We start from the raw sequence: 10,251 nt of genomic DNA on the forward strand, positions 1-10,251 counted from the left end.
GACAGCTTTTTCATTGCAGCTCCGCCTCCACTACAAAGCTGCGCGTGTTGGCGGCGTTATATGGGGTCACCTGAGGGGAAATTATGAACTTTGATAAGTATGATCGAAACGTATCGCTTCTCTGTCCTACGTGTGGATCAACACAATTCGAGTATGACGAGACCCTTGAAAACGATTATGCAAAGTTACGCTGTGTTTCCTGTGACCGCAAAATGACCAAGGAAGAGCTCATTCATGAGAATTCAGAAAATATAGATGAGCACATGGGAGAAATCGGTAAGCAGGCCGTGGACGACGTAGCAAAAGAAATGAGGAAATCCCTGAAGAAAGCATTCGGCGGCAATAAAAACATAAAGTTTAAGTAGGGCGTATGGGAATATCTCTTGGAGACGTAATTGCAGCGATAGCGCTTCTGCTCTCAGGTTATGCAACCTGGCGTTCGCGAGGTCTACGACAAAAAGAAGAAGAGTTGGTCGAAATTCAGCACAAACTGAACGCCCTAATGCTTGATAAAGAAGAAAGAGAAGCCCGGAGTGCAAACGCGGCAGAACTCGGCGCAAATTTCATCACCCTTGGGAGTAAAAAGCACCGTCTCAAGGTTTTCAACAAAGGTAAAGCTACGGCCCATCAGGTTAGCCTCGAATTTCCGGAAGGTAACGACAGTATTATGGATGCTGATCTGCAGGAAAAGTTTCCAATGGAGTCAATGGAACCGGGTCAGTCCGTGGAGTTAATTGCGTCATTCAGCATGCAAACCAAGCGCAAGCAGGCAATAAAGCTGCATTGGAAGAACGCTGAAGGTGAATCGTTTGAAAAGGTCACCCATGCGACTCTTTAGCACATATAACAAGGCGCATCACTACACTCTTTTTATCGAGTTCGTTCAGAACACCATTGTCGTCATATTAACAATAGTAACCAAAATCAATATCTCCAGAGAAAACCATGATTAGAAAAAACCAACCCCAGGACACCGAGGTCGTGTTAAATATCTGGCTGGCGGCTTCGATAAAGGCCCATGACTTTATTTCCTCCGAGTTTTGGCTGTCCCAGCTTGAGAATATGCGTCGTCTTTATCTGCCGGCCTCCGAGGTTTATGTTTACGAGCAGGATGGCGACGTGGTCGGTTTTTATGCCCTTAACGGTAGTGTGCTGGCGGCCATTTTTGTCGATCCCGCACATCAGGGGCGGGGCATTGGCAAGGCGTTGCTGCAACATGCCAGGGCGCAGCGCAAGGCGCTGTCGCTCACCGTGTACAAGGCCAATCAGGCCAGTTGCGCGTTTTACCTGAAGCATGGCTTTAGCATAGAGGGCGAACAGCAGGATCCCCACACGGGGCACCCGGAGCTGCTGATGACCACAAGTGATTAGCCAACGGAAATATACCAATTCACCTCGGGTGCGATAGCGACAGGAATCACGTTCCAGCTCTGTCTCGGGCAGTATTTCACCAGGATAGTTTTTAAGGTTTATGGATATCAATATGGAGAATGTAAGTTGAGCATTAAAAATCTGAGCGTGACCCTGAAGCTTTGTTTGGGCTTTGGGTTGCTGTTGTTCTTTGTGCTCTTGTTGTCCCTGTTCGGGTTTTATGGGCTGAAAAATAATGAGGCAACGCTACATCGCATCAGCCAGATAGGGAATTTGTTCGACGAGATAGTCTTTACCCGTGAAGACAATTACCAGCAGGCGCTGGATGGTGATTATCATGCCGGAGCATCGCACCATCAGCGCCGTCAAATCCTCCAGGAGGTCATCAACCAGCTGCACTCCGACACCCAAACCGGTCGCTGGCCATCCGAGGACATGGCGGCGGTGGAAAAACTGAAAACGGATCTGGCGCGCTACCTGAAAGAACGAGAGGCCGCCCGCACGCAATCCGCCCTGCTGGCCGCCAACGAGTTGCTGTCCGATCTGCAGGACAACGCCAACGAGCTGTATTACGCCGAGGAGGAACGTGCCGCCGCCCAGGCTGAAAAAGTGTATTACCTGCTCGCTGGCATCACCCTGGTGATCCTGGCCATGGGCGGCGTGGTGACCCTGGTGATCAGCCGGCAGATCGTGCTGCCGCTGAAGCAGGCCGTTGATATTTCCCGGCGTATCGCCAAGGGCGATCTGGTGCTGGAGGCGCCGGATGATAACCGCAAGGATGAACTGGGCGCGCTGCTTGCCTCCCTGGCGGCAATGAACGGCAGCCTGCGTACCGTCGTTTCGCAGATCGGCTCCGCGTCCTATGAACTCACCGCTTCGGCCTCTCAATTGACCGCCGTGACCGACCGTACCCAGGAAAGGATCAACGATCAGAAGAACGAAACCTATTTTATCGCCTCGGCGATGGGGGAAATCGCCACCACGGTACAGGAGGTGGCGCGCAACTCCGAGGATACGGCCACGGCCGCCAGGGGCGCGGCCGAAGAAGTCGTCAACGCCCAGGCATTGTCACAGCGGGCCATTGCCCAGATAGAGTCGCTCGCCTCGGAGATCACGAGCTCGGCCGATTTTATGAACCGGCTGCAGCAGGAGTGCGGGCGTATCGGCAGCATCCTCGACGTGATCAAGGAGGTCGCGGATCAAACCAACCTGCTGGCGCTTAATGCGGCCATCGAGGCCGCCCGTGCCGGCGAGGCCGGCCGGGGCTTTGCCGTGGTGGCGGACGAGGTGCGCAACCTGGCCCAGCGCACCCAGGTGTCGTCGAATGAAATCGGCAAGCTGGTGTCGGGACTCCAGGCCATTGCCGACGAAAGCACCCGTACCATGCAGGAGAGTGTGAAACATACCCAGGCTTCCGTCGCCGCCGTCCGCGATACGGGAGCGGCCCTGGCCGTGATCACCCGTCAGGTAGCCGATATTCAGCAAATGAGCGAGCTGATCGCCACTGCTACCGAAGAGCAGGCCGCGGTCACCGCCGAGAGCAATGGGCGGGTCTCGACGGTGCGGCAGTCGGCCGAAGCCTCCGCTACCGCAAGCGCGGAGATTTCGTCTGCCAGCAGCCGGCTGGCGGGGCTGAGCCAGGAGCTGAATGGGTTGGTCAGGCATTTTAGCAACTACTGAGGCAGTGGCGGGCAACCGGGACCCGACGGGTATCACCATTGCGCGCCGCTATCCCCGGATAGCGGGGGTGTTCATGCAAGCCAGGAGGAAATGATGAAAGGTAAATGTCTTTGCGGCTCGATAGAAGTGGTAGCGGATGACCATAACGAAGTGGGCCTGTGCCACTGCTCCCTGTGCCGGCGCTGGTCGGGCGGCCCCATGTTTGCGGTGCATTGCGGTACTGAGGTGGCGTTCCATGGTGGCCAGCCGGCCAGGTACCGCTCGTCCGACTGGGCCGAGCGCGGCTTCTGCCCCCACTGCGGCACCCACCTGTTCTACCATCTGCTGCCCACTGGCGAATACATCCTGCCCGCCGGCCTGTTCCAGAAGCAGGAGTTCAGCCTGACCAATGAGATCTTTATCGATGAAAAACCGGCCTACTACGAGCTGAAAAACGACACCCGCAAGCTGACCGGGCAGCAGGTGTTCGAGCAATTTGCGGCCAAAGACTGATTTAAACAAAAGGGATAAAAATGAAAAGAATAGGATCATACCTCGCCCTGGCGGTGCTGGCAGGATGCGCCCAACATGCCCCGCAAGAGGCGGCTTATACCCCCGCCGACTGCCTGGGCAGCACGGCGCTGCCAGCGGCGGTTGCCGGCCAGTTCGACGCCATCGAGGATCCCGTGCTGCTCCGGCAGGCATTGGGCAAGCCCGAGCAGGGAAAGCTCTGCCAGGGGCAGGTTTACCGGAGCAAGGCCGACACCCGGGTGGAAATATTCCGGGCCTGGAACAGCACCAATCCCAACAGCCAGTACGGGCAATGGTGGGCCTTCAATAAACCCAGCGGTCCGGTCGCGCAATACCGGGCCGATTATGAAATCTGCTACCAATGGTCTCCGCTGGACAAGCTGGCCAGCTGTACCCTCAAGGCCGGGAGCAGGGTGGTTGTCGGCACCGGGCAAAGCGCACAGTGCTCGGAATACCTGACCTACCCGGTGTCCGAAACCCAGCAGATCTTCATAGTGGATGCCGCCGACGCGGTTGCCGACTGCAGCATCAGCGATGCCATGCTGAGCTGGAATCCCTAAGGGCACCGATCAGTTTAAAACGTGATCAGTACGATATCTCACCTGTAGGCGCCCGTTTACGTGGCGCAAACCGGCCAACGGCGTGGGGCGTGGACATTGGGCGCCGTCTTCCCGTCGGTTTGTGCCGGCTAAAGCGGCACCTACAGTAGCAGCTACGCAAGGATAGCACTGAGCCTCGTTGTATGATTTTTAAACCATATGGCGTTCTAGAGCCGCTTATTCATGCGAATAAATTCGCGCCTATGCTCGATGAGGCCACGTAGCGCATTAAGCGGCACTTTTATTGATGTAGCAACACCCCATTAACGGAGTCTGTGTGAACAACAGCACCCTCACTGTCGCCCTGGCCCAGATCCAGGTCGGGAAGGGCGATCTCGCCAACAACCTGAAGACCCACCTGGAGTTTATTGCCGCCTCTGCCCGGCTGGGGGCGGATCTGGTGGTCTTCCCCGAGTTGTCCCTCACCGGTTATGAGCTGGAGCTGGTGGCAACACTGGCTCTGGATGCGGGCTCGTCCGTGCTGGCCGAGCTGTCCCGGGCGGCGGTGCGGTATCGTATGGTAGTGGTGGCCGGTTGTCCGTTTCACAACGGTGCGGGCAAGCCCTTTATCGGAGGGGTGATCTGTTTTCCCGATGGTCTGGTGGAGTATTACGCCAAGCAATATCTGCATCCGGGGGAGGAGCAATATTGTTCTCCTGGTCATCGAAATTATCAGTTTTCGGTCAAGGGCTACCGGGTGGCCCTGGCCATTTGCGCCGACTTCGGCGAGGCCCGGCATGGGCGGGATGCCAAGGCCGCCGGTGCCGAACTCTATCTGGCCAGCGCCCTGATATCGGAGGTGGGGTTTGCTGCGGATAGTCGGTTGCTTTCTTCCCTTGCGGCCCGGTTGGCGATGCCGGTGCTGTTGTGCAACCACGCCGGCGTCACCGGCGGCTGGGTAGCCTGCGGCAACAGCGGTTTCTGGGATGGTGCCGGCAGGCCGGTGTTCGCGGTCCGGGGCGCGAACACCGGGGTGGTGCTCTGCACCCTCACGCAGGAGCCGCAGGCCGGTCGTTTTTATCCCATTCCGGCTGAGCCGGCTTTCGCGGTCAGCCGGTAAGGTCAACACATCCTCTTCATGGCCATCAACACAAGAAAACACCACCGTCTGCTGGGGCTGCTCCTGCTGCTGCCCCTGTTCGGCTGGGCGCTGACCGGGGCGGTGTTTATACTCAAGCCGGGCTACCAGGGCGCCTATGAACAGCTGGTGGTTAGGGCCCGGCCGCTGGCGGAAGAGGTGCAGATCCGCCCCGAGCCCCACTGGCGGCAGGTGCGGCTGGTGGGCACCCTGCTGGGGGCGCATCTGCTGGTCACCACCGATGGGCCACCGCTGCATCTCGAGCCGGGCAGCCAGCGGCCCTTGCCGTTGCCGGACGAGGCGGCATTGCGGCGGCTGCTGCAGGATGCCGCCTCGGTCAATCCGGCCCGCTATGGTGACATCGTGGAACTTGAAGACAGCCGTGCCCGTACCAGCACGGGGATGAGACTCCACCTGGACTGGAGCACGCTTTCCCTGCGCCAGGAAGGGCGGGACACCCGGCTTATCAACGGCCTGTACCGGATGCATTACCTTCAATGGCTGCCCTGGGCGGGGGCCAACCGGATGCTGGGGCTGGCGGGCCTGGGGCTGCTGCTGGCCATGGCGGGGTTTGGGCTTCGGCTTTGCCTTGGGCAGCGAGGCTAGGCGCGCTACGCGCGAAAGCAGGCGGGCCGCCTGCGCCCCGCCAGCAATGCGCGCATCTGTAAACGTAAACGGCGGTATTATTCTGCCCTCGGGAGACCCGCTCGCCTTAACACAGGGCATGAAGATGCGCCCGGGATCCGGTAAAACTATCCGGGTGCAATGGAAACCGGAGGTGGAGATGAAACTTGCCGATAAATGATCATCATGGAAAATAACCATATCAAACTGTTGCCGCCGTCCCTCGGGCTGGTGCCTCGGGTGTGCGAGGCGATACAGGAAAGCGAGCGGGCCCTGGCGGAATTCCTGCCCTGGGTGAAATACGCCCTTACGGAGGAGGACTGCCGGGAGAGCATGCGCGAGGCCATCGCCAATGCTGAGGGCTTCCAGCGCGAACTGCGCTTTTTTATCGTCGACAAGCGCTTTGATCGGCTGCTGGGCGCCATCGGCCTGATTATCCGCGACAAGTCCGTGCCCTTTTTCGAGCTGGGCTACTGGCTGCGCAGCTCGGCCCAGGGCCGGGGGCATATGGCGGCGGCGGTATCGCTGCTGGAGCGCCACGCCTTCGACGAGCTCGGCGCCAACCGGCTGGAGATCCGCTGTGCCGAGAGCAACCGCAGGAGCCGGGCGGTGGCCGAGCGTGGCGGCTATGTGCTGGAGGCCACCCTGCACAACGAGCGGCGGCTGCCTTCCGGCCGGCTCGACAATACGGTCATCTACGGCAAATTTCCTCCTCGCTCACCGCTGAAAGGGGCATGAAACCGCTGGTCTTGCTCGGGCCGGCCCGTCCGCCTTTTGGCGGCCCGTCGGCTTTTACATTACGCTGAGAGGGCTGAGGCCGGATACGGCGGCCTCGCCCGGAGTGGCCCCGCTGTCTGGCGGCCTTGTTTGCAACCACAGGCATAAGGAGAACATCATGAGCGAAAAAGAGCTGTTCCGGCAAAAGATGCAGGCCAAGCTGGACGAATGGAAGGCGGATCTGGACAAGCTCAGGGCCCGGGCGTCCGCCGCCGGGGCCGACGCCAAGCTGGAGCTGAACGAGCAGATCCACCGGCTGGAGGCCAAGGTCAAGGAAGGCGAGAAAAAGCTGGCGGAGCTGGCCAACACCAGCGAAGAAGCCTGGGGCTCGGTCAAGCACGGCTTCGAGTCCGCCTGGGAGGCGCTCAAGACCTCCTTCAAGGAAGCGGCCGACAAGTTCAAGAAGTGACCAACCGCCAGGGGCGGCGGAGGCGCCGGCAGGCAAGCCGTCCGGGGTGCGGCGTCGGGAAATGAGTGGCCACATCCCCTGGCGGGCGGGGCCCGGCGGTAAAAGCCGGATTTATTGCCGGTTGCGCCTTGCATCGGCCTTGGGCTGGACTATTTGTTTTGTCATGGGCCGGCGTTTGTGCCCGGCCCCACCCGCGCCAGGGCGACTCGTGGCGGTAAAGGGCGGTGGCGCCCGCCCCGCACAGAGGACAACAAAATGAACAGATCCGTGTTTACCCGGGGCTGGTTGCTGCCGGCGATGCTGTTGGCCCTGCTGGGCAGCCCGCCGCTGCCGGCCCAGGAGGCGCCGCCTTCGCTCTATCAGCGGCTGGGCGGTCTGGCGCCCATTTCGGTGGTGGTGAGCGACTTTATCGACGTGCTGGTGCCGGACGAGCAGCTCAATGCCAATCCGGCCATCGACGCCGCCCGCCAGCGGGTGCCCGCGCCTTACCTCAAGTACCATGTCACCGCCATGGTGTGCCAGGTCACCGGCGGTCCCTGCGCCTACCACGGCCGGGGCATGAAGGAATCCCACGCCCACCTCAATATCACCGAGGCGGAATGGCAGCGCATGCTGGTGCTGTTCCAGGAGGTGCTGGCCAGGCACCAGGTGCCCGAGCAGGAAACCCGGGAGCTGCTCGACATAGTGGGCAGCACCAAGGCCGATATCGTCAGTACCGCCGCCCAGTAGTCCCCCGTCATCCGGGCCGGCCCGCGCCGGCCCGCCTGCGCTCCACCAGCAAGGCATACATACCGCTGCAGATACCGCTGTAAATACCGTTGTAGGTGCCGCTGTAGGTGCCGCTTTAGCTGGCACAACCCGGCACAACCCGGCACAACCCGGCGCCCAATTTCCGCGTTCCCCACCGTTTTCAGGTTTGCGCCACGTAAACGGGCGCCTACAGGAGAAAACTGGTCGGTGCTCTAGCCGGTGGTGCCCGTTGCGGGCGCCAGGCGTCGCCGGGGCCGCCAGAACATCACCAGGTTGCCGGCCAGGATCAGCCCCAGGCCGGCGAATGCCGGCGCCGTCCAGCGGTAGCCTTCGAACAGGGTGGACAGCCCCAGGGCCACCAGCGGAAACAGCAGGGTGGTGTAGGCGGCGGGGCCGGGGCCGATGCGGCCCACCAGGGCGAAGTAGGCGCCAAAGCCCACCACCGAGCCGATAATGGCCAGGTAGAAGAGGGCGCCCAGGTAGCGGGGCGAAGTATCCAGCACCAGGGGTTGGCCGCTTGCCAGCACGATCAGCAACATGGCCAGGGCGCCGTAGCCCATGGCGTAGGCGTTGGTGGACAGCAGATCCAGCCCGCGTCGCTGGTGGCGCAGGCTGAGCATATTGCCGAGGGAAAAGCCGTAGGTGCCGAGCAGGGCCAGGCCCAGGCCGAGCAACACCCCGGGGTTGAAGCCATCGCGGTGGATGTCGGGCCAGAACAGGCACAGCATGCCCAGCCCCCCCAGGGCACCGGCAGCCAGCAGGCGGCGGGTGATCGGCTGGCGGAAGAAGAGCACCCCGTTCAGGGCGTTGAACAACACCGCCATGGAAAACACCACGGCGTTCAGGCCGCTGCTGATATGGCCGGTGGCGGTGTAGAAGCAGTAAAAGTTCAGGCAGAACACGCACAGCCCCTGCAGGGCACACAGCAGGTGGTCCCGCCAGGCCAGGCGGTGCAGCCGGCGGCACAAGGCCAGCACCAGCAGCAGGGTGAGGGCGGCCAGGGCGAAGCGGTAGAAGATGGAAACGGTCACCGGCACCTCGCCCAGCTGGAAGGCGATGGCCACCCAGGTGGTGCCCCAGATCAGCACGGTCAACAGGTAAAGTGTCAGGTTCATGGCGGTCCTCCTCGTGGAAAGATGCCATCATGCCTGTGGGCGCCGGCCCGGGCGCCCGTATCCTTGCGGCCGCCTTGCAGATTCTTGCGCTTTTTTGCCGGCAAGGCCCGCCGCCGGCTTGGCCCGGCTGCGCCGGCCCTATACCATCAGGGTTGTTGCCCGAGAGGAAGCCCATGTCGTCCCGTTACCACGTACCCCAATACCTGAGCCAGCACAAGGCCCAGCTCAAGGACAGTGTCGATCTCGACGACGGCATCGCCCTGGCACACTGGTACAACGACGACGACTTTATCGAGCTGGAGCGGGCCGAGCACCATACCCTCAGCCTCTACGTGGCCGACGGCTACCAGTCCTACCGCAAAACCGGCGCCGGCTGGCACAACGGTGGGGCGCCGGATCGCTTCTGCCTGATGCCGGGCCAGCATGAGTCCACCTGGGACATCCGCGGGCCGCTGGAGTTCGTGCACCTCTATTTCACCGATGCCCATCTGCGCACCCTGGCCGAGCAGGTGTGGGACAAGTCCCCCGCCGGCCTGCTGCTGGAGGAACGCACCTTTGCCGAGGACGAGCGCATCAAGGCGCTCTACCGCCAGTTCCTGCTGGCCTGCGACTGGCGGGACAACAGCGAGCGGCTGGCGCTCAGCAGCGCCGTCACCCTGCTGCTCACCCAGTTGCTCAAGGGCTATACCCAGTACCGCTGGCAGGCGCCGGTGGTCAGGGGAGGCCTGGCGCCGGCCCAGCTGCGGCGGGTAAAGGACTATATCGAGGCCCACCTGGATCAGCCCCTGCCGCTGCGGGTGCTGGCCGGGGAGGCCTGCCTCAGCGAATACCATTTCGCCCGCATGTTCCGCCAGTCCGAGGGGTTGCCGCCGCACCAGTACGTGCTGGCCCGCCGCCTGCTGCGGGCCGAGCAGTTGCTGCGCCACAGCGCCTTGCCGCTTACCGAGGTCGCCCTGGCCTGCGGTTTCAGCTCCGCCAGCCACCTGGCCCACCGCTTCCGCCAGAGCCGGGGCCTGGCGCCCTCGGCGCTGCGCGGCTAGATATGCCCTTTAGTTTAAAACCTGGGCAGCGACGACTCTTGGGGCGCGGGCGGCCCGCCCGCATGAGGGTGGCACCGAGATGGGCGAAGACAGGGTCCAATCCGTAATGCCTGTTCTGCTCCGCGTCTGTTCAACCCCATGGTGTGGTAAGCCAATCCGAGGCTTCGCGCTGCGCGCGAATGCAGGCGGGCCGCCCGCGCCCCAAGAGTCGTCGCTGCCCAGGTTTTAAACTAAAGGGCATATCTAGCCGCGCAGCGCCGAGGGCGCCAGGCCCCGGCTCTGGCGGAAGCGGTGGGCC

General features: G+C 61.6%; 13 protein-coding genes. 12 read left to right on the forward strand and 1 reads right to left on the reverse strand.

Annotated elements, in window-relative coordinates:
* Positions 1-83: 83 nt before the first annotated feature.
* The 11 genes from CGX12_RS10805 (at position 84) to CGX12_RS10855 (ending at position 7,777) form a co-directional block, all read left to right on the forward strand.
* A complete protein-coding gene (locus CGX12_RS10805) occupies positions 84-365 on the forward strand; it encodes an ECs_2282 family putative zinc-binding protein (RefSeq protein WP_094039890.1) in 282 nt (93 codons plus the stop codon).
* A 5-nt stretch (positions 366-370) separates the two neighbouring features.
* The gene (locus tag CGX12_RS10810) at positions 371-838 is read left to right on the forward strand and encodes a DUF8453 domain-containing protein (RefSeq protein WP_094039891.1); all 468 of its coding nucleotides are present in this window, start codon (positions 371-373) and stop codon (positions 836-838) included.
* A gap of 107 nt (positions 839-945) precedes the next feature.
* A complete protein-coding gene (locus CGX12_RS10815) occupies positions 946-1,371 on the forward strand; it encodes an N-acetyltransferase (RefSeq protein WP_094039892.1) in 426 nt (141 codons plus the stop codon).
* A 126-nt stretch (positions 1,372-1,497) separates the two neighbouring features.
* Complete coding sequence (locus CGX12_RS10820) at positions 1,498-3,051, forward strand: methyl-accepting chemotaxis protein (protein WP_142995609.1); 1,554 nt, start codon at positions 1,498-1,500, stop codon at positions 3,049-3,051.
* A 93-nt stretch (positions 3,052-3,144) separates the two neighbouring features.
* Positions 3,145-3,543, forward strand: coding sequence for a GFA family protein (locus CGX12_RS10825; RefSeq protein WP_094039894.1), 399 nt, complete (start codon positions 3,145-3,147; stop codon positions 3,541-3,543).
* A 20-nt stretch (positions 3,544-3,563) separates the two neighbouring features.
* Positions 3,564-4,121, forward strand: coding sequence for a hypothetical protein (locus tag CGX12_RS10830; RefSeq protein ID WP_094039895.1), 558 nt, complete (start codon positions 3,564-3,566; stop codon positions 4,119-4,121).
* Positions 4,122-4,437: 316 nt separating this feature from the next.
* Positions 4,438-5,220: a carbon-nitrogen hydrolase family protein gene (locus tag CGX12_RS10835; RefSeq protein WP_094039896.1), complete on the forward strand. Its 783-nt coding sequence runs from the start codon at positions 4,438-4,440 to the stop codon at positions 5,218-5,220.
* An 18-nt stretch (positions 5,221-5,238) separates the two neighbouring features.
* Positions 5,239-5,844 carry a PepSY domain-containing protein gene (locus CGX12_RS10840; RefSeq protein WP_094039897.1) on the forward strand — a complete coding sequence of 202 codons (606 nt, stop codon included), beginning with the start codon at positions 5,239-5,241 and terminating at the stop codon, positions 5,842-5,844.
* Positions 5,845-6,048: 204 nt separating this feature from the next.
* Complete coding sequence (locus CGX12_RS10845) at positions 6,049-6,600, forward strand: GNAT family N-acetyltransferase (protein ID WP_094039904.1); 552 nt, start codon at positions 6,049-6,051, stop codon at positions 6,598-6,600.
* 157 nt (positions 6,601-6,757) lie between these two features.
* Positions 6,758-7,048 (forward strand): sll1863 family stress response protein, encoded by a 291-nt coding sequence (locus CGX12_RS10850; RefSeq protein ID WP_094039898.1) that lies wholly within the window; start codon positions 6,758-6,760, stop codon positions 7,046-7,048.
* Between the two features lie 255 nt (positions 7,049-7,303).
* Positions 7,304-7,777 (forward strand): group I truncated hemoglobin, encoded by a 474-nt coding sequence (locus CGX12_RS10855; protein WP_094039899.1) that lies wholly within the window; start codon positions 7,304-7,306, stop codon positions 7,775-7,777.
* A gap of 233 nt (positions 7,778-8,010) precedes the next feature.
* Here CGX12_RS10855 and CGX12_RS10860 read toward each other — a convergent pair whose 3' ends face one another.
* Positions 8,011-8,913: a DMT family transporter gene (locus CGX12_RS10860; protein WP_094039900.1), complete on the reverse strand. Its 903-nt coding sequence runs from the start codon at positions 8,911-8,913 to the stop codon at positions 8,011-8,013.
* 173 nt (positions 8,914-9,086) lie between these two features.
* On the opposite strand from CGX12_RS10860, the gene CGX12_RS10865 reads away from it, so the two are divergent.
* Complete coding sequence (locus tag CGX12_RS10865) at positions 9,087-9,953, forward strand: helix-turn-helix domain-containing protein (protein ID WP_094039901.1); 867 nt, start codon at positions 9,087-9,089, stop codon at positions 9,951-9,953.
* Positions 9,954-10,251: the final 298 nt, after the last annotated feature.

This window comes from Zobellella denitrificans, from assembly GCF_002237365.1.
Lineage (GTDB): Bacteria > Pseudomonadota > Gammaproteobacteria > Enterobacterales > Aeromonadaceae > Oceanimonas > Oceanimonas denitrificans.

What these genes read in the sequence shown, in the direction of transcription:
- CGX12_RS10855 (WP_094039899.1), top strand. Translation starts at nt 7,304, where the DNA reads ATGAACAGATCCGTGTTTACCCGGGGCTGGTTGCTGCCGGCGATGCTG.
- CGX12_RS10850 (WP_094039898.1), top strand. Translation starts at nt 6,758, where the DNA reads ATGAGCGAAAAAGAGCTGTTCCGGCAAAAGATGCAGGCCAAGCTGGAC.
- CGX12_RS10840 (WP_094039897.1), top strand. Translation starts at nt 5,239, where the DNA reads ATGGCCATCAACACAAGAAAACACCACCGTCTGCTGGGGCTGCTCCTG.
- CGX12_RS10865 (WP_094039901.1), top strand. Translation starts at nt 9,087, where the DNA reads ATGTCGTCCCGTTACCACGTACCCCAATACCTGAGCCAGCACAAGGCC.
- CGX12_RS10845 (WP_094039904.1), top strand. Translation starts at nt 6,049, where the DNA reads ATGGAAAATAACCATATCAAACTGTTGCCGCCGTCCCTCGGGCTGGTG.
- CGX12_RS10805 (WP_094039890.1), top strand. Translation starts at nt 84, where the DNA reads ATGAACTTTGATAAGTATGATCGAAACGTATCGCTTCTCTGTCCTACG.
- CGX12_RS10825 (WP_094039894.1), top strand. Translation starts at nt 3,145, where the DNA reads ATGAAAGGTAAATGTCTTTGCGGCTCGATAGAAGTGGTAGCGGATGAC.
- CGX12_RS10830 (WP_094039895.1), top strand. Translation starts at nt 3,564, where the DNA reads ATGAAAAGAATAGGATCATACCTCGCCCTGGCGGTGCTGGCAGGATGC.
- CGX12_RS10810 (WP_094039891.1), top strand. Translation starts at nt 371, where the DNA reads ATGGGAATATCTCTTGGAGACGTAATTGCAGCGATAGCGCTTCTGCTC.
- CGX12_RS10860 (WP_094039900.1), bottom strand. Translation starts at nt 8,913, where the DNA reads ATGAACCTGACACTTTACCTGTTGACCGTGCTGATCTGGGGCACCACC.
- CGX12_RS10815 (WP_094039892.1), top strand. Translation starts at nt 946, where the DNA reads ATGATTAGAAAAAACCAACCCCAGGACACCGAGGTCGTGTTAAATATC.